Here is a 23,267-nt window from a genome sequence, read left to right as displayed (position 1 = left end):
TGGGCTGACGCGGCGGCGAGTTCACCCGGTCACCCCGGATCCGGAAGCACCGAGGCGAGGTCGGCGACGCGGTCGAGGTCGAGGATTCCGTCGATGAGCCCCGCGGCCCGCGCGGCATCCGCGCACAGGCCATGGACGCCCGCGGCAACCTGCTCGACGACTTCGTCCTCTCGGGAGCCGCCCACATCGTCCACGTCCGCAACGCGCCATCGCCAGGCGCGACTTCGGTCCTCGCCATCGCAGAGCACATCGCGAACGAGGCGCTCCGGCGCCGGGGCTGGGCGTAAGGACGGGGGCGTTTCACCGCCCTTGAGGCCGTCCGGCAAGTGCTCTTCGGGTTGCCGTGTCGGGTTGCCGTGTCCGCTGCGACCGAGCTCTTGAGCCGGCCGGTGCGCTCGGATTCGCCGTCCGGCTCAGCAGAACGGCTGGAAGTCCTTGAAGTCCGGCGCCGGGTGCGGCTCGGGCAGCCGGTAGGCCCGGGTCCGCGGCCGTCCGCTGGCCGGGTCGGTCGTCCCTCCGGCCAGAGCGTCCGGCACCGGACGCCACCCCAGGTTGGTCTCGAAGTAGGCGACAGCCGCGCCGACCGAGGGCCACCAGACGTCGTCGAGCAGCACCATGCCGCCAGGCCGGACGATCTCGCCCAGGAAGTGGAGGTCGACGAACACGTTATGGAAGTGGTGGCTGCCGTCGACGAACGCCGCGTCCGCGGTGAAGCCCACGTCGGCCAGCCTGGCGAGGAACCGCTGCGACGGCTCGGTCACCAGCTCGACGACGTCGTCCAAGCCGGCGCTGCGCAGCAGTTCCCACCCCACTCCGTCGTACGCCGTGTACTGGTACGGGTCGATCACCACGTGCCGTGGGGTCTGTGAACCAGCGCGCAGCAGCGCCTCGCCGATCGCCAGCGCCGAACCGGCATAGGCGAGTCCGATCTCGACGACCGTGCCGGCTCGCTCCTCCACCAGGAGGTCACGCACCTGATCGCAGTCGCGCTCCGGCAGCGTCACCGTGGCGAAGTCCGGAGCACCGCCGGGACTCCGCGGCGGCCCGTGCTCGGCAAGCTCGCGACGTACGGCAGCAACGCGCTCCGGCCACTCGCCCGCGGCTCCGCCCGGTTGCACCATCGAGCTCACCAGACCCACTCCTTCTCGCTGAGGGCACGTGCTCTCTTGGTGAGGGCACATGATGTGGCCAACTCTGACACCCGGAGAGGCCCTTGATCGTGTCCTGAAGGGCCTGTGACGTCGGCAGGGGATGAGGACTCCGAGCGCTCGGGAATGACGGCATGTCAGTTCGCGATGGCGCGGCCCGGAGGCCTATGGGGGCCCAACTCCGGACCAGGCATCGACTTCGCACTGTCTGTCGGCATTGTTCCCCGCGGTCACGACTGTGCCGTTGGCGCGCAGGCCAAGGGTGTGCGTTGAACCGGCCGCCACGGCGACGATGTCGCGCCAATCGCCGACGTCGCACTGTCCGTAGCTGTTGTCTCCCGCCGCGAGGACCCGTCCGGACGCAGTGGCCCCGACGGTGTGGTAGCTGCCCGCGTCGAGCGCCACCACGTCTTCCCACTCATCGACCTCGCACGCCCCGGCTGCCCGGTCTCCGGTCGCTACTGGCCGCCCGTCCGCTCTGAGGCCGACGGTATGGAGATACCCGGCCGAAACGGCGGCCAGGTCACGCCACGCTTCAACGGCACACTGCCGTCGCCGGTTGTTTCCCGCAGCCAGGGCAGAACCGTCCGACCGGACACCGACCGAGTGCCAGTCACCACACGAGACGACGACCATCTCGCGCCAGGACTGCACGTCGCACTGTCCTTCCGAACTCCGGCCAACTGCCAGCACGCGGCCGTTCGCGAGCAGCCCGAGCGTGCGGCGCCAGCCCGCGGCCACGGCCGTGACGTCTCGCCATCCGGCGACATCACATTGACCGTCGCCATTCCACCCCGTTGCCAGCACCGTGCCGTCCGACCGGAGTCCGACCGTATGAGACCTGCCCGTGTTCGTCGCGGTATGGACGTTGCCGGCTGCTACCGCGATCACGTCTTCCCATCGCTCGACACGGCATTCAGCGGCTGCGGTACTGCCCACGGCGAGAACGGTTCCATCCCGGCGCCGTCCGACCGAATGACGCCTTCCGGCCGCCAGCACCGACGGGTCAGCGGGCATTCCGTCTCCTTGTGCTGGGCGGGAGTTGGTGACATCGGCTTCCACCCTACTTTCGGACTACGACGCCCAGCCTCGCCTCTCTGCTCATCTCCATGGGCGGTGCGTTGCCCGGGTCTGACGAGCTTCATCGTGAGTCCGCGTCCGGCTGGCGTCCGAGGTGATACCCCAGGCGCATTTCGTAGTCGCCCGGCTGGTTGCGTCCCGCGCTCTCCGCGGTGGGTAGCCTGCGCCTGGATCCCGGCCAGCCAAAGGACGCGAAATAGATGTCATAGGAGGACTTCAGGTCGTCCCCGGACGGGAGGGTGTACCTGTTGACCTGTTTTTTTGCCTCGGTGATCGAGTCCTTGTCGAACGAGGCGATCCGCCTGGCAAGACTGTCCACCAGGAGGTCGAGCTCGCTGTCGGGGACTGTGCGGTTGACCCATCCGTACCGTTCGGCCAGCTCGCCGCCGTAGTCGTCGCTGGAGAGGACGACCTCCAGGGCCCGTGCCCGGCCGAGCAGCAATGGCAGGTGTTCGAGGCCCCCGCCGCCAGGCAGGTTGCCGTTGGCGACCTCGGGCTGACCGAACAGTGCGCTCTCGCCGGCGAAGCGCATGTCCATCGCCTGGGTCAGCTCGCTGCCCACGCCCCGGACCCGTCCCCGGATCTTCGCGATCGAGACGACAGGCAGGCGGGACAGGCGCGTGCCGGCGTCGATCAGCAGTGGGTAGCCGCTTGCCCCGAGCCCCTTCGGGGTCTCGGCGACCCGGGAGGTGTCGTAGTGGTTCAGAAAGTAGTCGGGGTTCGCCGACTCGAACACGGCCACACGCAGCCCCGAAGCGGCCTCCATCTTGTCGACCAGCTCCGGGAGCTCGATGAGCATCTCCGGGGAGACCAGGTTGATCGGCGGGCTGTCGAACGTGATCCGCCACAGGCTCCTGGTCTCTTCCGTTACGGAAAAGTGAGTCCACGGTTTCACGGGCCGTCTCCTTGCTTGTCTGATGCCGCGCGGCCCCGGCCGTCGGCCATCCGGCTTCAGCGAGGTGCGGACGGAACCGCTCAATCCGCGCCTGTTGCACGTCAGTTGACGGCACACCCGGACCAACGACGAAGCTCCGACTCAGGTCACAGCATGTACCCGGCCTGAACCCCCGGAAGGTTCGCAGGCAACTCCCTTTCGGCGGGGAGCTGACGGGCCTGCCGAGGATCACGCCCCCGGCCCGAGGCCACGACGGCCACGGGACCCGCCCGGCCGCGACGCCTAGACGAAGGTGTCGACGTCGCAGACCGGTGCGTCGTAGTTCGCGTACTCCGCGCAACTGGCCACGTCGATGGTCTGAATCTTCGTCCACACGCCCTTGTCGACCCATTCCGGCGCGTTGCCGTAGACGGAGACGTAGTAGCCGGTGCCGGTGAAAGTGAAGGCGTCGACGTCCTTGTCGGAGCCGAAGCCGCCCGCGTCGTCGCCGGGCGCCAGCTTCTCCTCGGGGTCGCAACTGGCGTCGCGGGGCTTGTCGTTGTCGTCGGCCCAGTACCAGACGCGGCATGAGCTGCCGTCGTACCGCAGGTTCGCCGTGTACTTCATGTGCCGGTCGGTGTCGTTCTCGACCCCGCCGCACACCCAACCCCACGGGCCGACGCAACCGCCCATGATGCCGACGTCGTCCGTGCGGTCCGCGGGCCCCGCGTGCGTGGCCGCGGCGGCCTGCGGCGCCATGGCTCCCAGGGTGCCCGCCACGACGGCCGTCGCGACGACCGCGGCTCGCTTGAACTGCTTGTGCATCAGTGTCCCCCTCCGTCACGCCGATTCCCCCTGGGGCGGCGTGGACCCCGGCCCACCTGTGCCGTGGGCGTGCCCGGAACGCTAGGGCGGTGCGCTCGGCGCGGTCGAGCTGTTACGGGCAGGGACGAAACAGGCAGCAGGGAGGGGGAGATGTGCCGCACCGGCTCCCCGGGACGGCGGATACGGGCCGGAGAGGCGGCAATGAGCTGACTTGGCCTGTTCTCGGCTCTTCTGGGCGTGACGGCTCGGACTATCCTCGCCGCGGCCGTGGGACGGAGCATCCGGTTTGAGGGGGGCGGACATGGGCGTGCCACCGGACGTGGCCTTCACCTACGAGGACCTGCACAGGCTCGGTGCGAAGCTCGACCGGGTCTATGAGTGGTCGCGCGATCTGGGAGCCGGCATCGGCCGGGTCCCCGCGCCCGATGTGGGCGATGCCGGGACGCGTAGCCGTCTCGCCGCGGCCCTCGACGATCAGCTGCCGAAGTGCCGGAGGCTCGCGCTGGACCTCGAAAAGGCGGCCCGCGGAGTCAACGCCGCCGCGTCCCGGTACCAGAGCCTCGACAGCGATCTGAAGGAGAAGTTCGAGGGCGGCGACGACGTCGGCGACTACGTGACCGGGACCGTCCTCAAGGCCCTGGAGGACGCCGTGTTCAAGCGGCACAGCACGAACAAGGTCCTGGACGACTTCACATGAGCATGCCGCCGCCTCTCCTGCCGGGCGACCCGGCGGAAGTGTGGCGGTACGCGGAGTTCCTCAAGCGCCGGGTCGGCCAGACCCAGGGGGTCCTGGACGCGATCGACGAGGCGCGGCGCGACGCGGGGCTGTGGTGGGGCGAGGCCGGGAGCGCGTTCGCCCGGTACCTGGACGAGGTGCGGGCCGACGCACTCCGGCTCCGCAAGGGCCTCGACGAGATGGCGGGCCGCTACCGGGACCTGGCGAACGGGCTCCGCGGTGCCCAGGACGCGGCGAAGAAGTGCGAACGGATCGCGCAGGAGCTCGGCTTCGAGGCCGTGGACCTCGTCCACCGCGACGCCCTCGACCGCGCGCTGCTGAAGGCCGGCGAGTTCTTCAACGGGCTCACCCGTGAGCAGGTCCAGGCGAAGCTGAGGGAGTTCGACACCGCGCTGGAGCGGGCACGCCGGCTCGCGGACGCCACCCGCTGGAAGGCGACCCGGGGCCTTCCCGGGTAGCCGTTGGCGGGTGCACCCTCCCGGCTGCCCGGCACGGTGTCACCAGACGCCCTACTCCGCCGGTTGTACGCGGGCATGTGCGCGTACGCCCGGGAGCCGAGGCGGGGATCCACCTGGAGACAGCCGCAACCACGCGGTTCGTCCTTCTAGGGTTCGAGCATGGAACTGCGACAGAGCCGTGGGACAAGGCCGACTCGACTGTCGGCGTGGTTTCGCGGCATGGCACGCGGCGGCTGGAGACGGTGGCTCGCCGTGGCCGCCGTCGTGGTCACGCTCGCCGGGGCGGGCACGTGGAACGCGGTGGCGTCCGGCGAAAAGCCGCCGGTGCAGCGGACGGACCGCGCCTTCGACATGCCGGGTGCGCGGATCGACGCCTCGTACTTCACCTCGGGTTCCCCGTCCGCGAAGCGGCCCGCGGTGCTGCTCGGCCACGGTTTCGGCGGGAGCAAGGACGGCGTGCGGGCGCAGGCGCAGAACCTCGCCCGCGAGGGATATGCCGTACTGACCTGGTCGGCGCGCGGCTTCGGAGCCTCGACCGGTGAGATCGGCCTCAACGACCCGGAGCACGAGGTCGCGGACGTCTCCCGCCTGATCGACTGGCTGGCCCGGCGCCCGGAAGTGCGGCTCGACAAGAGCGGCGACCCGCGGGTCGGCATGGCAGGAGCCTCCTACGGCGGCGCGATCGCCCTCCTCGCCGCCGGGCACGACGACCGGGTCGACGCCATCGCGCCGCGGATGACGTACTGGAACCTGGCCGACGCTCTCTTCCCGGACGGGGTCTTCAAGAAGCTCTGGGCCGGGGTCTTCTTCGGCACCGGCTCTCCCGCAGGCGGCTGCGGCCGCTTCGAGGCGGAGCTGTGCGAGATGTACGAGCGGGTGGCGGTGAGCGGCGAGCCGGACGCCGCCGCGCGTGAACTGCTCGCATCGCGCAGCCCGTCCGCCGTCGGCGGCCGGATCAAGGTGCCCGCGCTGATCGCCCAGGGCCAGTCCGACTCCCTCTTCCCGCTCGGCCAGGCCGACGCCATGGCCAAGGCGATCCGCGCCAACGGGGCGCCCGTCTCCGTCGACTGGTTCGCGGGCGGGCACGACGGCGGCGACCTGGAGACGGGCCGCCTCGACACCCGTACGACGGCCTGGTTCGACCGCTATCTGAAGGGCGACAAGGGCACGGACACAGGACCGGTCTTCCGCGTCACCAGGGCCGGAGGGATGGACTCCACGGACGGCACCCTCCAGACGCGGGGCGCCACCGGCACCGCCTACCCCGGACTGAACAGCGGTGCCCGCACGGTCGCCCTCGACACCGCGGAGAAGCCCTTCGAGAACCCGCCGGGAGCGGGACCACCCTCGATCTCCTCCGTTCCCAGCGTCGGCAGCGGCCTCTCGCAGCTGTCCTCCCTCGGCGTCGGCGGGCTGAACATCGACTTCCCCGGACAGCATGCGCGCTTCGACTCCCGGCCGCTGAAGAGCTCCCTGCGCATCACCGGGTCGCCCACGGTCACGGTGCGGGTGAAGTCCGACCGTGCCGACGACGCCGTGCTCTTCGCGAAGGTGTACGACGTCGGGCCGGACGGCACCCGTACGCTGCCGTCCCAGCTCGTCTCACCGGTCAGGATCGACGGTGCCCGGAAGGGCCGGACCGTGGAACTCCGCCTCCCCGCCGTGGACCACGAGGTCGAGACGGGCCACCGGCTCCGGCTCGTCCTCGCCGCCACCGACCTCGGCTACGCGTCCCCCGCCGAACCGAGCTCGTACACCGCCACGGTGCAGGGCGGGCTGAGCATTCCCACCGCTCGCGGTGTCACCACCGAGGCCGATCCGCTGCCCGCCTGGGTCTGGGGCCTTCCCCTCGCAGGCGCCGTCGTCGCGGTCCTGCTGGTGACCGGGGTACGCCGCCGTACCCCGGCGCCGGACCTCGATCCGGAACTGGCCGAAGTGCCGCTGGAAGTCGCCGGGTTGACGAAGCGCTACGGGAAGTCCGCCGACCGGTACGCCGTGAGCGACCTGTCCTTCCGCGTGGAGAAGGGCCAGGTACTCGGTCTCCTCGGCCCGAACGGCGCGGGCAAGACCACCGCCCTCCGCATGCTGATGGGCCTGGTCACGCCCGATTCCGGCGAGATCCGGATCTACGGGCACGCCGTGCATCCCGGGGCCCCGGTGCTCTCCCGGGTCGGCGCCTTCGTCGAGGGCGGGGGCTTCCTCCCGCACCTGTCGGGGCGGGCCAACCTGGAGCTGTACTGGGCCGCGACGGGCCGTCCGGCGGGGGACGCGCACATCGAGGACGCCCTGGAGATCGCCGGTCTCGGAGACGCGATCCAGCGCGCCGTGCGCACCTACTCCCAGGGCATGCGGCAACGTCTCGCCATCGCCCAGGCCATGCTCGGCATGCCCGATCTGCTCGTCCTCGACGAGCCGACCAACGGGCTCGATCCTCCGCAGATCCGCGAGATGCGCGAAGTCATGATCCGGTACGCCGCCCAGGGCCGCACCGTGATCGTCTCCTCCCATCTGCTGGCCGAGGTCGAGCAGACCTGCACCCACCTCGTCGTCATGGACCGCGGCCGGCTCGTGCAGGCGGGCGCGGTCGCGGAGATCACCGGCTCCGGCGAGACGCTGCTCGTCGGCGTCGACGGCCCGCCCCTGCCGGACGCGGTGGTGGGGAAGGTGGCCGGGCTGCCGGGCGTCGTCTCCGCCGTACGGATCGACGAGGGCCTCCTCGTACGGCTGGGCGGGGCGAGCCCCTCCCAGTTGCTCGCGGAACTCGTCGGGATGGAGATCCCCGTGAACGGCCTGGGCCCGCACCGCCGCCTGGAGGACGCCTTCCTCACCCTGATCGAAGGAGAGACCTCGTGACCGCCCAGCAGGAGACGGCGCCCGGCTACCGGCCGGGCCGCACCCTCCCGTTCCGCGTGGAGGCCGTCCGGCAGCTGCGGCGCCGTCGTACGGCGGTGGTGGCGGTGATCCTCACCGTCCTTCCCTTCGTCCTGGCCGTGGCCTTCGCGATCGGCGGCGGTGGCGGCGGCGGTGACGGAGCCGGCCAGGAGCAGCGGATCGATCTGACGGACACCGCCACCGTCTCCGGGCTCAACTTCGCCACCTCGGCGCTGTTCCTCTCGGCGGGCTTCCTGCTGGTCATCCCCGTGGCGCTGTTCTTCGGGGACACCGTCGCCTCCGAGGCCGGATGGTCGTCGCTGCGCTATCTGCTCGCCGCGCCCGTGCCGCGTGCACGGCTGCTGTGGAGCAAGCTCGTGGTGGCGCTGACCTTCAGCGTGGCCGCGATCGTGCTGCTGCCTCTGCTCTCCCTGGCGGTGGGGACGGTCGCCTACGGGTGGCATCCGCTGCAGAGCCCGACGGGCAGCTCGATTCCCGCCGGCGACGCCCTGTTCAGGCTCGCCCTCGCCGTCGCGTACGTCTTCGTCTCCCAACTGGTCACGGCGGGGCTGGCGTTCTGGCTCTCCACCATCACGGACGCGCCGCTGGGCGCGGTCGGCGGAGCGGTCGGGCTGACCATCGTCGGCAATCTCCTGGACGCGGTCGAAGCCCTCGGCTCCTGGCGGGAGTTCCTTCCCGCGCACTGGCAGTACGCGTGGGCCGACGCGATACAGCCCCAGCTGGAGTGGACGGGGATGATCAAGGGAGCTTCCGTTTCGGTGGCCTGCGCCCTGGTGCTGTTCGCGCTCGCCTTCAGGGGGTTCGCCAGGAAGGACGTGGTCTCCTGAGCGGCTCCGGCAGCCCAGGCACGTCAACTCATCGGCGAGACGGCGGCGTTGGATGAGCGGGCAGGGGGTGGCTCACCGCTGCTCCTCCGCTGCCGCCGCCCGGTCCTCGCCGGCCGTCGCCCGTCGTCCGCGCGCCGCCGATCGGTCCCACCAGGCCAGGAGGAGCGCCGTCAGCATCACCAGCGCCGTCAGGACGAACGCCCAGGGGTAGCCGGTCCAGCCCACCACCGTGCCGAAGCCGGCCGCCCCGGCGCCCATGCCCCCGTCGTACGCGACGTTCCACAGGGCGCTCACCGTCCCGTACCCGGAGGCCGGGACCCGCGAGTACATCAGCGTGAGGGTCGCGCTCTGGGTGATGCCGAAGCCGATTCCGAACACGACCGCACCCACGACGACCGCGACGGGGACGCCCGTGAGGGCGACGACGAGGATGCCGACGGCGGAGACGATCAGCCCCGGCGTGACCAGCCCGGCGGGTCCGCGCCGGTCGGCGCGCCGCCCGGCGAACCAGCGGGATGCGGTCGTGGCGGCCGGCTGCCCGAAGAGAGCCGCGGCGACCACGCCGGAGTCGCCCGGCGCCACGGCCAGCGGCAGGAAGGTGACGATGATGCCCGCGCCCACTGCCGTGACCGCGAACACGCCCGTGGGGCGGCTGAGCGCGCCGGAACGGGCCCCGGCGAAGATCCCCAGGGGCGGCCCCGACGCCGCCTCCCGGCCGGGCAGGCCCAGGACGGCGGCGATGGAGACCAGGGCGGTCAGCGCCGCCATCCAGCAGACTGGTCCGTACCCCGCGTCCGATGCCAGCCAGGCCCCGAGCGGCATGCCCGCCAGCGACGGCACGCCGGCCGTGACGCCGACCAGGGCCAGCCCCTCGCCGCGGCGTTCGGGCGGGATCAGCGCGGCCGTCAGCGCCCCGCCGGCCACCAAGGTGAACCCGAAGCCGAGGCCCCGGACAAGGCACACCGCCACGATGTACGCCATGCTCTGCGACACCGTCAGGGCCAGTGCCGGAGCGCCCAGCAGCAACAGCCCCGCCCCGAGCAGCACGCGATAGCCGCAGCGCGCGGCCAGCCACGGGGCCGTCAACTCGCCGGCCACCGTGGCCAGCATCAGCGCACCGGTGACGAGGCCCGCCGCGCCGCTGCCTCCGCCCGGTGCGCTCTGCGCGTACGCCGGGACGACCGGCAGCAGCAGATGGAAGCTCGCCGAGGAACCGACGACCGTCACCAGGCGCAGCAGCAGCGGGCGGGTCACCAGACGCGGCCGCGCCCGGCCGACTCGGCTTCCGGGACGGGCGGATGAGGCCATGGGGTGAACCTAGGAGACGGAGAGGCCCGAACGCTCCCCGATTACAGGCCTGTTCAGCGGGCCCGTTCAGCGGGCCGGTTCGCAGCCGGAATCCGTCACCGGTGAGCCGAGGCGCACAACGTGGGGGAGAGCGCCGGGAATTGAGGTCTCGTGCGGGTGGACGAGGGGCGGCTGAGCGTACGGTCCGGCAGTCGGTAGCATTCGCAGGCCATCGACGAAGCAGTGAGCACGGGGGACAGCACATGAGCAACTCCTTCGGTCCGCCTGGGCAGTTCGGCCCGCCTGGCCCGCCGCCCGGGCCCCCGCCCGGCCAGCCGCCGGGGCCGCCTCCCGGCCAGCCGCCGGGGCCGCCAGGACCAGTCGGCCAGCCCGGACCCTTCGGTCCTCCCCAGCCGGGTCCTCCCAGCGGCAAGAACGTGGCGATCATCGTCGCCGCCCTCGCCGTCTGCGCCCTCCTCGGCCTCGGCGTGCTGGCCTGGTTCCTGCCCTCCCTGCTGACGGGCGACTCGGACGACGACGCCTCGCCGTCCACGACCTCCTCGCCCTCCTACAGCGCCTCGAGTGGAGGCTCGTACGACGACCCGGGCTCCGGCGCGAGCTCGACCGCGCCGCCCGACCCCACGGCCTCGGCCTTCGACGAGATATCGTCCGGCGACTGCCTCGACGTCTACGACACCGGCAACGGCGGCGAGACCTCCGTGGACTGGAGCAGCGACATGCCGTCCGACGCCGTGTCCTGTGACAGTTCGGACGCGACTGTGCGCGTCTCCCAGGTCGGTACGTACACCAGCAGCTGTAAGTCCGGGACGGGACACTCGTACTGGTCCTACCAGCCCTCGGGCGGCGGCGAGACCAAGGTCCTCTGCCTCACCCGCATATACCGGAAGAACTACTGCCTGCTCGGCAAGCAGTCGGGCAGCGACGCGAGCCCGCGGATCTCCCTGGGCTCGATGACGGCGGTGGAGTGCACGGACGAGCAAGTCCCCGTCCCCTACAACCAGATCGTGCAGATCACCGGCGTCTACGACGCGCCTGCCGGTGCCACGGCCGACGACTGCACCCGCACCCCGGGCGACCAGACCCAGTACTGGGCGTGGAAGGTGGACGACGGCGACACGCTGCTCTGCACCACGGTCTACGACTGACTCAGACGGTCGCCGTCTTAGTCGCCGTCTTAAGGGAAAGGGCCCGTTCCTCGGTACGGATCCGGACGGACAGTGCGACGGCGTTGAGAAGAGTGAACGCCGTCGCCGTGATCCAGGCGGAATGGATGAGGGGAAGTGCGACCCCTTCGACGACGACCGCGACGTAATTCGGGTGACTCAGAAAGCGATATGGACCGGAGCGCACACGGGAGAGTCCCGGGACCACGATCACGCGGAAGTTCCATTGCCGGCCGAGGGCCGAGATGCACCAGGCGCGCAGCGCCTGCGCGGCCAGCAGAAGCGCGAGCATCGGCCAGCCGAGGAACGGCACGAAGTCCCGGTGCGCGAGCAGCGGTTCGGCGATGCAACCGGTGAGCAGGCCGACATGCAGCAGGACCAGAAAGGGATAGTGGCGGCGGCCGAACTCCACGCCGCCCCCTTCGAAGCTCCAGGCGGCGTTGCGGCGGGAGATCAGCAACTCGGCCAGCCGCTGCACCGCGACAGCCGCGACCAGCAGTGCGTACGCGATCATCCCGGTCACCACTCCAGCAGGACGAGTTCGGAGGCGAATCCGGGTCCCAGCGCGAGCAAGAGGCCCGGCGCACCGCGCGGATGGCGGTCCAGCGCGATCGTGTCGCGGAGCACGTAGAGGACCGACGCCGAGGACAGGTTGCCGATCGCGGCGAGCGACCGCCAGGTCACCTCCAGCGCGCCGGACGGGAGGTCCAGGCTTTCCGCGACTGCGTTCAGCACCTTGGGTCCGCCCGGGTGGCACACCCAGGCCTGGATGTCCGCCGGCTTCAGGTCGTGCTCGGCCAGGAAGCGTCCGACGTCCTCGCTGAGATACGTGCGTACGACCTCCGGGACCTCCGGCCCGAGGACGACCTGGAAGCCGGAGTCGCCGACGTCCCAGGCCATGACCCGCCGGCTGTCGGGATAGAGCCGGCTCCGGGTCGCGAGCACCCGCGGCCCACCGCGCGGGCCCGGGCTGCCGCCGAGTTCGTCCGCGCTCGGTCCGCGGAGTACGGCTGCTGCGGCGCCGTCCCCGAACAGTGCGCTCGCGACCGCGTTGGCGATCGAGGTGTCGTCGTGTTGCAGCGTCAGCGAGCAGAGCTCGACCGACAGCAGCACGGCCGTCTGGCCGGGCCGGCCGGTGAGGTAGTCGTGGACGCGGGCGAGCCCGGCCGCACCGCCCGCGCAGCCCAGCCCGAACAGGGGGAGGCGCTTGACGTCGGGCCGCAGGCCGAGGCGTTCCACGAGCCGCGCGTCGATCGAGGGGGCGGCGACGCCGGTGGTGCTGGTGAACACCAGCAGGTCCACCGCCGTCGGGGGCAGGCCGGCGTCGTCGAGCGCACCGGCGACGGCGTCGGCGCCCAGGTCGAGAGCCGTCTCGATATACGCGTCGTTCGCGTCACCGAACCCGCGCAGCGTCGCGTAGTCCTGAAGGGGAAGGGCGAGGTGGCGGGTCTCCACCTGGGCGCTGGCGTGGAGCCGGTCCAGATTCTCCCGGTCGGCCCCTTCGATGCCGCACATATGGGCGAAGGCCTCGGTGATCTCGCTCTGGGCGTATGGATGGCGAGCCGGCACTCCGTGAACAGCGGCGATTCGCGTCATTCCCGCATCGTATGTACGGAAATCGACTGTCGCGATTGGACGATGGGGCCGCGAACTGCACGAATTCGCGCCCGTCTTCGCCCCGGCGGATTCGCGTCGCAGACGAGGGGAGTTCTCTCTCCGCGGCCACCTCGGACGGGACCCGTTCGAGATTCGGCGGGTGCTGTTCGGCCATCGGTTTGCCGGACCACTCGATCAGCGTTGGAATGGATCCTGTCCCGCGAATCGTCATGTTCGCCGGAAGCCGCGTTCCGGGAGACGGAGGACGACGCCATGCCGAGGGCCGTGAGATTTCGCGAGTACGGGAGCGTCGACGTTCTCGAGGTGGTCGAGGTCGACATGCCCAGGCCGGGGCCGGGCCAGCTCGTGGTCGCCGTCCGGGCGGCCGGCATCAACCCCGGCGAGGCGGCGATCCGCGAGGGTGCGCTGCACGAGGTATGGCCGGCGACCTTCCCGTCAGGGCAGGGAAGCGACCTCGCCGGGACGGTGAGCGCGCTCGGCGAGGGCGTCGAGTCGTTCTCGGTGGGGGACGACGTGCTCGGGTTCACCGACGACCGCGCCAGCCAGGCCGAGTTCGTCGTCGTCGAGGAGACCCACGTCGTGCCCAAACCGGCGTCGGTGCCCTGGGACCAGGCAGGAGCGTTGAAGGTCGCGGGCACCACCGCGTACGCCTGCGTCCAGGCGGTCGGCGTGGGTGACGGCGACACCGTCGTCGTGTCCGGTGCCGCCGGCGGCGTCGGCTCGCTGACGGTCCAGCTCGCCCGGCAGCGAGGCGCCACCGTGATCGGCCTGGCCGGACCCGGCAACCATCAGTGGCTGCGGGACCGGGGCGTGGTCCCGGTGGACTACCACGGGTCCGGCCTCGCGGACCGCATCCGGTCCGCCGACGGCTCGGTGAACGCGTTCGTCGACACCTTCGGCAGCGGCTACATCGACCTGGGACTCGAACTCGGCGTGGCTCCCGGCCGGATCAACACCACCATCGACTTCGCCGAGGCCCAGAGCCGCGGCGTGCGGGCGGTCGGCGGGGCCACGGCATCCACCGCGGACGTCCTGTCCGAACTCGCGGAGTCGATGGCGTCGGGCCGGCTGGAGGTGCCGATCGCCCGGACGTACCCCCTCGACCAGGTGCGCGAGGCGTACCGCGAGCTGGCTCACCGGCACACCCGCGGCAAGATCGTCCTCGTGCCCTGAGGCCCGGGCGGGCAGGGCCCGCGCACCCGGCCCGCCGCTCAGGCGAGGAACCCTCCGTCGACCGGCAGCACGGCACCGCTGATGTGGCTCGCCAGATCGCTGAGCAGGAAGGCGGCGGTCGCCCCGACCTCCGGGCCCGTTCCGACCTTGCGCAGCGGGGTCGCGGCGATCCGCGCCTCCACGCCGCCGGGGATGGCCCGGCGCGTCTCGGCGAGCATCGGGGTCTCGGTCGGGCCGGGCGCCAGCACGTTCACCCGGATCCCGTGCGGCCCGACGTCGTGGGCGGCCGTACGGGTCAGGCCGATGACCGCGTGCTTGGTCGCCTGGTAGGCGCCCATGCCCGAGCTGCCGCGGAGCCCGCCGATGCTGCTCACGTTGACGATCGCCCCGGACCCCTGCCGCTCCATGACCCGTACTTCCTCACGGATGCACAGCCACGTGCCCTTCACGTTCACGGCCATGATCCGGTCGAAGTCGGCCTCGGAGACGGCGTCGAGGCGCCCGCCCTGCGTCATCGCGGCGTTGTTGAACGCCCCGTCGAGCCGTCCGAACCTCGCGACCGTCGCGTCGACGAAGGCCGCGACGCTCGCCGCGTCGGAGACGTCGCCGGTCGTGAACGCCACGTCGTGTCCGGCGGCCGTCAGCTCGTCGGTGAGTGCGGCGAGCGGTTCCTTGGTACGGGCGACGAGCATGAGGGCGGCGCCGTTTTCGGCGAAGACGCGCGCGGCGTCGGCTCCGATCCCCGCGCTCGCTCCGACGAGGAGGACGACCTTGCCGTCGAGTGGCGGAGTGCTCATGAGACCTGGCTCCTGTCCGTGTCCGCGGCGCCCCTGAGCGCGAGGATCGCGCGGGCGTCGGCCGGTGTGGCGATCTGCTTGTCCAGGCCCTCGACGAGGTCCCGGATCTTCCTGACCTGCTGGGCGTTGCTCTCCGCGAGCCGCCCCTTGCCGATCCACAGGCTGTCCTCCAGCCCCACCCGTACGTGGCCGCCGAGCAGGGCGCTGTGCGTGGCGAACCGCATCTGGTCGCGGCCGGCGGCGAAGGCGGAGAAGGAGTAGTCGTCGCCGAAGAGCTTGTCGGCGATCCGCACCATGTGCTCCAGGTTCTCGTGGTGGGCCCCTATGCCGCCGAGGACGCCGAACACGCCCTGGATCAGCAACGGCGGCTTCGCCAGGCCCCGTTCGAGGAAGTGGGCGAGGCTGTAGAGGTGCCCGATGTCGTAGCACTCGTACTCGAACCGGGTGCCGAAGGCGCCGAGAGTGCGCAGGGTGTTCTCGATCGAGTCGAAGGTGTTGATGAACGGGTTGGAGTAGGTGCCCCGCACGTAGGGCCGCTCCCACTCGTGCTTCCACTCGGTCACCTTGTCGGCGGTCCCCGCGTACACGAAGTTCATCGAGCCCATGTTCAGCGACGCCAGTTCCGGCCGGACCCGCAGGGCGCCCGCCAGCCGCTGCTCCATCGTCATCGCCGGCGAGCCGCCGGTGGTGATGTTGATGACGGCGTCGCTCCGCGCGGTGACGAGCCCGACGATCCGCTCGAAGACCTCGGGCTCGAACGTGGGCTTTCCGTCGGGCCGCCGCGCGTGCAGATGCACCACGGCGGACCCGGCCTCGGCCGCCTCGATCGCGGCCTCGGCCACCTGTTCCGCGGAGAGCGGCAGGTAGGGGCTCTGGGACGGCACGTGTACGGAGCCGGTCACCGCTGTGGTGATGACGACCTTCTCCGCCGCCCGCATCAGTTCGTCCCCTCGGCGGCGCTCTTGGGTTCCGCTTCCCGGAACCCCGCGACCAGCCCGCGTGCGGACTCCGCCAGCATCGACGTGTCGTTGCCGAGCAGGACGAAGTCGCAGCCGTCGCGCACCGCTTGGGCGGCCCGCTCGGGTACGCCGCCGAATGCGAGTCCGCAGCGCTTTCCGGCGGCGTGCGCGGCGTCCTGCACCGAGCCGATCAGCTCCAGTACGTCCGGCGACGTGGGCGTGGACCCCATCGACATCGACAGGTCCGCGGCGCCCACGAACACCGCGTCGACGGAGTCGAGAGCGAGCATCCGCGGCGCGGCCGCGACCGCTCCGGCGCTCTCCAGCTGCGGAATGCACAGCACGTCGTCGTTGCCCGTGGCGAGGTAGTCGGCGTTCGGCCGCAGACCCCACCTGCCGGCGCGGCTGGTGCCGCCGGCGCCGCGCACGCCGTCGGGCGGGAACCGGCACGCCCGTCCGACGGCGGCGGCCTCCTCGACGGTGTCGACGTGCGGTACGAGGATGCCCACGGCACCCGCGTCGAGGATCTTCTGGATCGTGGACGGCGCCTTGTCCGGCACCCGTACCAGCGGCGCCATCCCCAGCGCGGCGGCCGAGTTGATCAGCCGGTACGCGGTCTCCAGGCCGAGCGGCGCGTGCTCCAGGTCGACCACGACGAAGTCGAACCCGGCGAACGCCATGATCTCGGCCGGTTCCCCCGAGGCGATCTTCAGCCAGGTCCCGAGCGGCGTCGTGGCACGCTCCGGCGCGAACAGCCCGCCGCCCGTGCGTCGTCGCGCGATCACGGCATCGGATAGTCGTCGGCGTTGAGCACCCAGCCGGGCTTCTGCGAGAAGTCGGTGCGCGGCGGGCTGAAGATGTCGATGAGCTGGTTCACGCCGGGATCGGCGGCCTCGGACGTGTGCACGGTGGGCGGCGGGATGATCGCGAGGGACGGGCTGCCGAGCCGCACGTGCTCGTCGTCGCGCCAGGCGGTGCTGTCGTTGAGCCACGGGGTGCGGATGTGGTGCACGTACTGGCCCTGTACGGCCAGGGAGAGCTGCTCGAAGTCGTCGTGGGTGTGCGGTGAGAGCTTGCCCGGATCGCGCGGACCGTCCATCTCGGGCAGGAAGTTGACCATGAACGAGCGGGTGCGGAAGATGCGCCCGAACCGCGCGGGATCGTCCGGCACCTCGGCGAGCGGATAGAACCGCACGGCGCTCCCGCCGGCCGGCTCCGGCCACCGCTTCAGCAGCGCGACGCGCGGGTGGTCCTCCGCGTACGCCCCGGCGTTGACGGCCCGCTCCCGCCACGCCGGTTCGCCGGCCTCGACGAGGCGGACGAGGGGGCCGTCGCCGTGCACGCTGATCCGTGATGCGCCGGGCGGGACGACGGCGAGTCCGGGCCCTTCGACGAGCGTCGTGCCGTGGGTGGTGAGCACCGTGAAGGCGGGTGAGGCGCCGGTGGCGATCACGGCGAGTTCGCCGTCGAGCGTCCCGTTGTCCAGGTCGTCGCCGGACCGGGCCTCGGTGTGCACGAGCACCACGTTCTGAGCGCGGACGACGGCGGTACGGGCGTCCGCGCTCGCGTCATCGTCTGTCGCGGCGTCTGTCGCGCCGTCGGGTGCGGCGCCGGGCGAGGCGAGTTGGCGCAGATCGAAGTACTGGGCGGCCGCGATGGCGCCGCCACCGTCCGGCCGTGGCGCGGTCGCCGTCGCGAGTGAGGAGCGGGGGTCGTCCTTTTCGTACACGGTGCGGTCCTTCCTTTCGCTGGTCGTCGGGCAGCTCAGTCGTCGAGGTCGAGCAGATAGGCCGGGTTGTCGCGGACCATGCGCCGCAGGTCTTTCTCCGGCAGGCCGAGGTCGAGGAGCGCCCCGGCGACCCGCAGCCATGCGTCCACGGGCTTGGGGTTGGCCTTCTGGCCGAAGTCCGAGGCCAGCACGGTGTGTTCGGGGCCGAGCGTCTCGATCCACGTCAGGAGCTGCTTCGGGTCCCACTTCTGGAGTCCCTCCGGGTCGTACATGCCGACCTCGTGCTCGACGAACGCGCCGAGTCCGACCAGTTCGCGGCACAGGCCGGGCTCGGCGCCGATCACGAAGTCGGGGTGGCTGACGACCATCCGCTTGATGCCGCGCTCCTTGGCGGCCTCGAACAGCGTGCGGATGTAATCGGGGTACATGTGACCGCCGTTGACGACGGCCTTCTGCTCCTTGATCTCGTCGAGGATCTCGGCCGCCTCGGGCCTGAGGGCCCCGTGCTCGTCGACGATGTCGATGCGCTCCAGGGTCAGCGGCACGGTGGTGGTGGGGAACGCCCCGTCCTCGGGATGGCACTCGATGTGGCGGCCCGAGGAGATGGTCGGGAACCAGACGACCTTGCCGCCCATGCGCAGGCACATCCGCACGGCGTGCACGTTGAGGCCGCCGACGGTGCTGTTGAGCGCGATGCCGCCGTAGGCGGAGGCAGCGACCTGGTCGAAACGCCCCTTCATCGCCAGGATGTCCATCTGGGTGTTGTGGTGGTGGGACTTCGCGACCATCGCGCGCATCCCTATCCGGGCACCGTCCTGCGCCGCCTCGACGTGGTCGAAGCGCCGGGGGAACGGGCTCGGGCCCGAGTGGACATGCATGTCGACCAGGCCGTTCAGGACGGAGGCGAGGGCGGGACGGTCACTCATGAGGCCACCTCGGTTCGTATTGTGAAGTCGAAGTTCACTATAAGACGGCTGTCAACCCTCTCCCGACCTCTTGTGCGGGGGTGGCCGCACGCTTATGGTGTGGGCGTTTCACTTCGTGAACATTGAGTTCGAAACATCGGATGCGGCGCCTCAGCCGCAGGTAGCCGGCAACCGAGTTCGGAGGACGACGATGTCCGCACTGCCCCCCGCGGAACCGGATTCAGCACCCTTGAACGACGCTCGCCCGGACCCCTCGCACGGTCCGGACATGGCCAAGGTGCGCGCCGCGGTGCGCGGCGGGACGCTGGCCTACTTCGTCGACCAGTTCGACATCTACCTGCCGATCGTCGTGCTCGCGCCCGCGACGATCTACTTCCAGTCGGTGCACCTGAGCGCGAGCACGACGGCCATGCTGTCGTCGCTCGTCTTCGCGTCGACGCTCATCGGCCGCCCCCTCGGCGCGGTGATCTTCGGTCACTTCGCGGACACGGTCGGGCGCAAGCGCACCACGCTGGTCGCCGTCGGCGGCTTCGGCGTCACCACGCTGGCGATCGCGTGCCTGCCGGGCCACGAGACGATCGGGACGTGGTCGATCGGCCTGCTGATCGCGCTGCGGTTCATCGACGGGATCTTCCTCGGCGGCGAGTACACGACCGCTGTTCCGCTCGCGATGGAGTGGAGCCCGAAGCACAAGCGCGGCCTCTACGCCTCGATCATCACCTCGACGTCTCCCGCCGCGTACGCGGTGATCGCCGGCGTCACGCTGCTGATGCTGCAACTCCTCCCCGCCGCGGGGCTGGACAGCAGCTACGTCCAGTGGGGCTGGCGGGTGCCGTTCGTCATCGGCGCGCTGCTGGCGGCCGTGCTGTTCCGCTACTACCTCACGCAGGTGCACGAGCCCCCGGGGGAGCTGACCGGCGAGCGGCACAAGCTCCCGCTCGTACGGCTGCTGAAGCGCTACCCGAAGTCCCTGGCGCAGGTGTTCGTGCTGATGACCGGCGTATGGCTCGCGACCAACATGGAGGCGGCCGTCACCCCCGGGCAGCTCAAGGAGCACCTTGAGCTCTCCAGCGAGGGGGTCACGCTGACGATGCTCGTGATCAACGCCTCCGCCGCCGTCTCGTACCCCTTCTTCGGACTGCTGTCCCAGCGCATCGGACGACGGCGGTTCTACATCGGCTACGGTCTCGCGGTCCTGGTGGTCGGCTCCGGCTCGTACTCGCTGCTGATGCTCTCCGACGGCGGCCTGGGCACGGCGCTCGGCTGGGGCGTGATGATCGGCGTCTTCACCGTCGGCACCTTCGGCCCCATCGCCGCGTACCTGACCGAGCGGTTCCCGGCGAGCATCCGCTCCACGGGGTACGGAGTGGGGTACAGCCTCGCGCTCATCGCACCGGCCTTCTACCAGTTCTATCTCCAGCAGTTCGACGGCGTGATGTCCGCGCATATGGCCCCGGGCGTCCTGATCGCGCTCGCCGGGGCGCTCATCAGCCTCGGCGGCTTCCTCGGCCCGGAGACGAAGGACGTCGACATGGCCGACGACCGGACGATCCCGGCGCTGTCCTGACCGCCGGCCCCGGCCGCACCGTGACGCGCGGCGCTGTGCTCACGGGCGTACGCGCGAGGGCGGCCGTCCCGCGGCTGCGGCCGCCGGGCCGGCCGTCGGCGGGGTGGCCGCCCTACCCCGTCCGCCGGTCGAGGTCGTCGGGCCGGTAGCGGCCGCCGAGTTCGTGGGTGAGCTCCCGTGCGGTGGCGACGACGCCGCGCAGCTCGGGGGCGTCGTCGGACATCGACAGGGTGTTGTCCGGGCCGACGACCGCGATCGTGGCGCAGATGCCGTACTCGTCGAAGACGGGGGCCGCCACCGCGACGACGCCGGGGGTGCTCATCGCGGAGCAGTGGCCGACGGTGCGCACCCGCTCGACCTCCGCGCGCAGCTCCTCGCGCGCCTGCCCCGGCAGGTTCGCCATGAGCCGCTCCATGGAGAGCTGGTCGGCGTGGTAGGCGAGGAAGACCTTGCTCTGTGCCGTGTCCAGCGGCAGGTGGCTGCCGACCCGTACGGACACCACGACGATGCTGGCGATGTTCTCCTCGACCCGGGAGACCACCGGCCCGGTCAGGCCCCAGAGGCTGAGCACGACGCTCGTCTGCGTGGCCCGCGCGAGCGCCTTCATGTGCCGCTCCGCGAGGTCGATGACGCGGCGGCGTCCGATGGCGAACGCACCGAGTTGCAGCAGCAGGCCGCCGGGCACATAGCCGCCCTCCGCGCTGCGCTCCAGCAGCCCCGCCGCGACGAGGGATGTGCAATACCGGTACGCCGTCGTGCGGTTGAGGCCGAGCCGCTCGGCGACCTCGCCGGCCGTGACCTCCGGGGTGGCGGGCTCGAACAGCGACAGGATCTGGCTGACACGGCTCACGGCCTGGATGTCGGCCTGGTCGCCACGGTCCGCGCGCGCGGCGTCGGACGACCGCGTCGCCTTGGTCACGAGGAGCCTCCGCCGGTGGTGATCGAGGGCCTGACAGGCATGTTCACTTCCCGAACATGGCCGTCAGGCTACCCGAGTTGACGGCGGGCCGCCGCTGCCCGCGGGTCCCTGCACCGCCCCGCGCAGGGACGGCCCCGTGCCGCACGCGGAGTCGCCGGAGCGCACGTCCGCCGTTCTGCAACAGCGTGCAACGGATTGCCGCGTTCGGCAACAAGTCCCCGGTGTCGCCGATGCCCGCGTATTGGTCTGGTCCAATGTCCTCATGACGACGAACACCCAACCCCCACAAGGCCGTTCGCGCCGTCTGCACTTCGCCGTACTCACCGTCGCCGCCGTGACGGGTCTCGCCGCAACCGCCTTCGGGCTCGGCTGGGACGGCTCCAGCAGCGAAGCGAACGCCACGCCCCCCGCCCGTACTTCCGCGGGGAAGGCCGCGCAGGAGAACGCCGACCTCGACGGCGACGGCTTCGCCGACGTGGTCTTCACCAGCGCCAAGGGCGACGGCCCGGACTACTCGGGCCGCTTCCTCGCCGTCGTGTACGGCACGGAGAAGGGCCCCGACCCGGAGAAGCGCGCCGTCTTCACCGACAAGGACCTCGGAGTACCGGACGACGAGGAGCTGGACGCCCCCTACGCGGAGCAGCCGACCGTCGCCGACCTGGACGAGGACGGCAACCCCGACGTCCTCTTCGGCGCCGCCGGTCGCGTGCTCTGGGGAAGCCCCAAGGGCCCGCAGCCCGGAAAGCCGGGGCGGGTGAAGCTTCCGGACGCGGGCAAGGAGACCGCGTCGAGCGCCCAGCCCGTCGCCGGGGACTTCAACGGCGACGGGCACGAGGACCTGGCCACGTACGACTACAGCGACGACGGGCAGACCACCTCGCTCGCGGTCCTGCACGGGCCGTTCAAGCGCGACGGCTCACCCGCCGCGACCGCCTCTCATAAGAACCCCATCGGTGAGGAGGCCTTCCTGACCCCCGGCGACGCCAACGGGGACAAGGCCACCGACCTCGTCGTCCACGCGGTGGGCGACGACGAGGACGCCGACTCCACCCTGCTCACCGGCGGCGCCGACACCGAGACGGGGCTGAGCGAGAAGGACACGAGGCTGCCGGAGGGCAACCAGGTCGTCTTCGGCGACTTCGATGGCGACCAGCGCCGCGACATCGCCGTCGGCAACAGCGGCATCCCCAACGACGAGGACCCCGACGGCAAGAAGGTCAAGGGCTGGGTCGACGTCCTCTACGGCAAGGATCCCGGGAAGCCGGTGAGGATCAAGGGCGGAGCGGTCGGTGAGGGCTTCGGCGTACGCCTGGCCACGGCCGACGCCGACGGCGACGGCGTCGACGACCTGGCCGTGCAGCTCTCCGACTTCATTCCTTCCAAGGCGAAGATCCAGGTGCTGCACGGCAGTTCCGACGGCCTCGGCAGCAAGCCCTGGCGCAGCACCAAGCGGACGACCTCGGACAGGCACTACGCGCCCGAGATCCTCGGGGCGGGGAACTACGACGCCGACAAGAACAGCGAGATCATCCTCGTGAAGAGCCCGTACCTGGACCCGAAGAGCCACTGGTGGTTCACGGAGGGCACGGACAAGAACGACGCCGCCTTCACGACGACCGACTTCTCCTGAACGCGGCGGCGGGGGAGGCGAATCCCGCCGGGAGCGCCTCCCCGCTGCACGCCCGCGGACCGGTCTCTACGCCGGGTTGCGGCGCAGCCAGGCCAGCACCTCGCCGGCGTGCTCGTTCGGCGGGAAGACCGGATAGAAGACGTGCTCGATCACGCCGTCCCGGATGACCAACGTCAGCCGCTTGTAGAGCGTCATCCCGCTGATCCCGAACGTGGGCAGACCGAGCGCGCGGGCCAGGTTCCGAGCGGGGTCGGAGAGCATCTCGAACGGCAGGTGGAGCCGCTCGACGGCCTCACGCTGGTAGTCGGTGTCCTGGCTGGACAGGCCCAGCACCCGGACGGCACCGGCGGCGAGCAGCTCCTGATGGTGGTCACGGAAGCCGCACGCCTCGGGCGTGCAGCCACGCGCTCCCGGGACCGCGTCCCATCCCTCGGGCAGGTCGGTGCCCGGGCGGCCGGTGAGCGGATAGACGTAGAGCACCGTCCGGCCCGCGCCGAGCGCGTCGAGGCGGACCGTCTCACCGCCGGTGCTGTGCAGCTCGACGGAGGGCACCGTCATCCCGGGCAGGTGGGCCGCCGCGCCGTCGTCCCCGGGCACGGGGAGGTCCGCCGGCAGGCTCGTGAAATCGGTCATCAGGTC

23 protein-coding genes are annotated in these 23,267 nt (G+C 71.2%); 8 read left to right on the top strand and 15 right to left on the bottom strand.

What is annotated here, in order from left to right; translation table 11 throughout:
- Positions 1-29 precede the first annotated feature (29 nt).
- The 5 genes from QQM67_RS13140 to QQM67_RS13120 form a co-directional block, all read right to left on the bottom strand.
- Positions 30-194 carry a hypothetical protein gene (locus tag QQM67_RS13140; protein WP_314173958.1) on the bottom strand — a complete coding sequence of 55 codons (165 nt, stop codon included), beginning with the start codon at positions 192-194 and terminating at the stop codon, positions 30-32.
- 219 nt (positions 195-413) lie between these two features.
- Positions 414-1,121: a class I SAM-dependent methyltransferase gene (locus QQM67_RS13135; protein WP_314174467.1), complete on the bottom strand. Its 708-nt coding sequence runs from the start codon at positions 1,119-1,121 to the stop codon at positions 414-416.
- A gap of 192 nt (positions 1,122-1,313) precedes the next feature.
- Positions 1,314-2,165, bottom strand: coding sequence for an RCC1 domain-containing protein (locus tag QQM67_RS13130; RefSeq protein WP_314173957.1), 852 nt, complete (start codon positions 2,163-2,165; stop codon positions 1,314-1,316).
- Between the two features lie 124 nt (positions 2,166-2,289).
- Positions 2,290-3,123 (bottom strand): enoyl-CoA hydratase/isomerase family protein, encoded by an 834-nt coding sequence (locus QQM67_RS13125; protein WP_314173956.1) that lies wholly within the window; start codon positions 3,121-3,123, stop codon positions 2,290-2,292.
- Positions 3,124-3,405: 282 nt separating this feature from the next.
- Entirely contained in the window at positions 3,406-3,927 is a 522-nt protein-coding gene (locus tag QQM67_RS13120; RefSeq protein WP_314173955.1) for a hypothetical protein, read from the bottom strand.
- A 301-nt stretch (positions 3,928-4,228) separates the two neighbouring features.
- On the opposite strand from QQM67_RS13120, the gene QQM67_RS13115 reads away from it, so the two are divergent.
- The 4 genes from QQM67_RS13115 (at position 4,229) to QQM67_RS13100 (ending at position 8,840) form a co-directional block, all read left to right on the top strand.
- Positions 4,229-4,624, top strand: coding sequence for a hypothetical protein (locus QQM67_RS13115; protein ID WP_314173954.1), 396 nt, complete (start codon positions 4,229-4,231; stop codon positions 4,622-4,624).
- Positions 4,621-5,121 (top strand): hypothetical protein, encoded by a 501-nt coding sequence (locus QQM67_RS13110; RefSeq protein WP_314173953.1) that lies wholly within the window; start codon positions 4,621-4,623, stop codon positions 5,119-5,121. The genes QQM67_RS13115 and QQM67_RS13110 overlap by 4 nt, the downstream gene beginning before the upstream one ends.
- A 219-nt stretch (positions 5,122-5,340) precedes the next feature.
- A complete protein-coding gene (locus tag QQM67_RS13105) occupies positions 5,341-7,974 on the top strand; it encodes an alpha/beta fold hydrolase (protein WP_314173952.1) in 2,634 nt (877 codons plus the stop codon).
- Positions 7,971-8,840 (top strand): ABC transporter permease, encoded by an 870-nt coding sequence (locus QQM67_RS13100; protein ID WP_314173951.1) that lies wholly within the window; start codon positions 7,971-7,973, stop codon positions 8,838-8,840. The genes QQM67_RS13105 and QQM67_RS13100 overlap by 4 nt, the downstream gene beginning before the upstream one ends.
- A gap of 72 nt (positions 8,841-8,912) precedes the next feature.
- On the opposite strand, the gene QQM67_RS13095 is transcribed toward QQM67_RS13100, so the two are convergent.
- Positions 8,913-10,148 (bottom strand): MFS transporter, encoded by a 1,236-nt coding sequence (locus QQM67_RS13095; RefSeq protein ID WP_314173950.1) that lies wholly within the window; start codon positions 10,146-10,148, stop codon positions 8,913-8,915.
- A 416-nt stretch (positions 10,149-10,564) separates the two neighbouring features.
- On the opposite strand from QQM67_RS13095, the gene QQM67_RS13090 reads away from it, so the two are divergent.
- Positions 10,565-11,293, top strand: a complete 729-nt coding sequence (locus QQM67_RS13090; RefSeq protein ID WP_314173949.1) for an LppU/SCO3897 family protein — start codon at positions 10,565-10,567, stop codon at positions 11,291-11,293.
- Between the two features lies 1 nt (position 11,294).
- Here the strand turns inward: QQM67_RS13090 and QQM67_RS13085 are convergent, their stop codons facing one another.
- A complete protein-coding gene (locus tag QQM67_RS13085; protein ID WP_314174466.1) occupies positions 11,295-11,825 on the bottom strand; it encodes an isoprenylcysteine carboxyl methyltransferase family protein in 531 nt (176 codons plus the stop codon).
- A 5-nt stretch (positions 11,826-11,830) separates the two neighbouring features.
- A complete protein-coding gene (locus QQM67_RS13080; RefSeq protein WP_314173948.1) occupies positions 11,831-12,907 on the bottom strand; it encodes a type III polyketide synthase in 1,077 nt (358 codons plus the stop codon).
- A gap of 273 nt (positions 12,908-13,180) precedes the next feature.
- On the opposite strand from QQM67_RS13080, the gene QQM67_RS13075 reads away from it, so the two are divergent.
- Positions 13,181-14,101, top strand: coding sequence for an NADP-dependent oxidoreductase (locus tag QQM67_RS13075; protein WP_314173947.1), 921 nt, complete (start codon positions 13,181-13,183; stop codon positions 14,099-14,101).
- Positions 14,102-14,139: 38 nt separating this feature from the next.
- Here QQM67_RS13075 and QQM67_RS13070 read toward each other — a convergent pair whose 3' ends face one another.
- The 5 genes from QQM67_RS13070 to QQM67_RS13050 are packed head-to-tail and all read right to left on the bottom strand — an operon-like array spanning position 14,140 to position 18,512.
- A complete protein-coding gene (locus QQM67_RS13070) occupies positions 14,140-14,898 on the bottom strand; it encodes an SDR family NAD(P)-dependent oxidoreductase (RefSeq protein WP_314173946.1) in 759 nt (252 codons plus the stop codon).
- Complete coding sequence (locus QQM67_RS13065; RefSeq protein ID WP_314173945.1) at positions 14,895-15,836, bottom strand: BKACE family enzyme; 942 nt, start codon at positions 15,834-15,836, stop codon at positions 14,895-14,897. Before QQM67_RS13065 ends, QQM67_RS13070 begins: the two co-directional genes overlap by 4 nt.
- A complete protein-coding gene (locus QQM67_RS13060; protein WP_314173944.1) occupies positions 15,836-16,642 on the bottom strand; it encodes an HpcH/HpaI aldolase family protein in 807 nt (268 codons plus the stop codon). The genes QQM67_RS13065 and QQM67_RS13060 overlap by 1 nt, the downstream gene beginning before the upstream one ends.
- Positions 16,639-17,586, bottom strand: coding sequence for a cupin domain-containing protein (locus tag QQM67_RS13055; RefSeq protein WP_314173943.1), 948 nt, complete (start codon positions 17,584-17,586; stop codon positions 16,639-16,641). Before QQM67_RS13055 ends, QQM67_RS13060 begins: the two co-directional genes overlap by 4 nt.
- Before the next feature lie 35 nt (positions 17,587-17,621).
- On the bottom strand, positions 17,622-18,512 hold the full coding sequence (locus tag QQM67_RS13050) for a DUF6282 family protein (RefSeq protein ID WP_314173942.1): 891 nt from the start codon (positions 18,510-18,512) through the stop codon (positions 17,622-17,624).
- A gap of 268 nt (positions 18,513-18,780) precedes the next feature.
- Between QQM67_RS13050 and QQM67_RS13045 the strand changes: the two genes are divergently transcribed.
- Positions 18,781-20,079, top strand: coding sequence for an MFS transporter (locus tag QQM67_RS13045; protein ID WP_314173941.1), 1,299 nt, complete (start codon positions 18,781-18,783; stop codon positions 20,077-20,079).
- A gap of 112 nt (positions 20,080-20,191) precedes the next feature.
- Here the strand turns inward: QQM67_RS13045 and QQM67_RS13040 are convergent, their stop codons facing one another.
- Positions 20,192-20,998, bottom strand: coding sequence for an IclR family transcriptional regulator (locus tag QQM67_RS13040; RefSeq protein ID WP_314173940.1), 807 nt, complete (start codon positions 20,996-20,998; stop codon positions 20,192-20,194).
- A gap of 262 nt (positions 20,999-21,260) precedes the next feature.
- Here QQM67_RS13040 and QQM67_RS13035 point away from each other — a divergent pair, with 262 nt between their 5' ends.
- Positions 21,261-22,628 carry an FG-GAP repeat domain-containing protein gene (locus QQM67_RS13035; RefSeq protein ID WP_314173939.1) on the top strand — a complete coding sequence of 456 codons (1,368 nt, stop codon included), beginning with the start codon at positions 21,261-21,263 and terminating at the stop codon, positions 22,626-22,628.
- 66 nt (positions 22,629-22,694) lie between these two features.
- On the opposite strand, the gene QQM67_RS13030 is transcribed toward QQM67_RS13035, so the two are convergent.
- Entirely contained in the window at positions 22,695-23,261 is a 567-nt protein-coding gene (locus QQM67_RS13030) for a peroxiredoxin (RefSeq protein ID WP_314173938.1), read from the bottom strand.
- Positions 23,262-23,267: the final 6 nt, after the last annotated feature.

This window comes from Streptomyces winkii, from assembly GCF_032248595.1.
GTDB classification, from domain to species: Bacteria; Actinomycetota; Actinomycetes; order Streptomycetales; family Streptomycetaceae; genus Streptomyces; species Streptomyces winkii.
This window is presented reverse-complemented; position numbering and strand designations above follow the sequence as displayed.

What these genes read in the sequence shown, in the direction of transcription:
- QQM67_RS13065 (WP_314173945.1), bottom strand. Translation starts at nt 15,836, where the DNA reads ATGCGGGCGGCGGAGAAGGTCGTCATCACCACAGCGGTGACCGGCTCC.
- QQM67_RS13110 (WP_314173953.1), top strand. Translation starts at nt 4,621, where the DNA reads ATGAGCATGCCGCCGCCTCTCCTGCCGGGCGACCCGGCGGAAGTGTGG.
- QQM67_RS13030 (WP_314173938.1), bottom strand. Translation starts at nt 23,261, where the DNA reads ATGACCGATTTCACGAGCCTGCCGGCGGACCTCCCCGTGCCCGGGGAC.
- QQM67_RS13045 (WP_314173941.1), top strand. Translation starts at nt 18,781, where the DNA reads ATGGCCAAGGTGCGCGCCGCGGTGCGCGGCGGGACGCTGGCCTACTTC.
- QQM67_RS13085 (WP_314174466.1), bottom strand. Translation starts at nt 11,825, where the DNA reads ATGATCGCGTACGCACTGCTGGTCGCGGCTGTCGCGGTGCAGCGGCTG.
- QQM67_RS13050 (WP_314173942.1), bottom strand. Translation starts at nt 18,512, where the DNA reads ATGAGTGACCGTCCCGCCCTCGCCTCCGTCCTGAACGGCCTGGTCGAC.
- QQM67_RS13130 (WP_314173957.1), bottom strand. Translation starts at nt 2,165, where the DNA reads ATGCCCGCTGACCCGTCGGTGCTGGCGGCCGGAAGGCGTCATTCGGTC.
- QQM67_RS13070 (WP_314173946.1), bottom strand. Translation starts at nt 14,898, where the DNA reads ATGAGCACTCCGCCACTCGACGGCAAGGTCGTCCTCCTCGTCGGAGCG.
- QQM67_RS13135 (WP_314174467.1), bottom strand. Translation starts at nt 1,121, where the DNA reads ATGGTGCAACCGGGCGGAGCCGCGGGCGAGTGGCCGGAGCGCGTTGCT.
- QQM67_RS13095 (WP_314173950.1), bottom strand. Translation starts at nt 10,148, where the DNA reads ATGGCCTCATCCGCCCGTCCCGGAAGCCGAGTCGGCCGGGCGCGGCCG.
- QQM67_RS13035 (WP_314173939.1), top strand. Translation starts at nt 21,261, where the DNA reads ATGACGACGAACACCCAACCCCCACAAGGCCGTTCGCGCCGTCTGCAC.
- QQM67_RS13115 (WP_314173954.1), top strand. Translation starts at nt 4,229, where the DNA reads ATGGGCGTGCCACCGGACGTGGCCTTCACCTACGAGGACCTGCACAGG.
- QQM67_RS13120 (WP_314173955.1), bottom strand. Translation starts at nt 3,927, where the DNA reads ATGCACAAGCAGTTCAAGCGAGCCGCGGTCGTCGCGACGGCCGTCGTG.
- QQM67_RS13080 (WP_314173948.1), bottom strand. Translation starts at nt 12,907, where the DNA reads ATGACGCGAATCGCCGCTGTTCACGGAGTGCCGGCTCGCCATCCATAC.
- QQM67_RS13105 (WP_314173952.1), top strand. Translation starts at nt 5,341, where the DNA reads ATGGCACGCGGCGGCTGGAGACGGTGGCTCGCCGTGGCCGCCGTCGTG.
- QQM67_RS13075 (WP_314173947.1), top strand. Translation starts at nt 13,181, where the DNA reads ATGCCGAGGGCCGTGAGATTTCGCGAGTACGGGAGCGTCGACGTTCTC.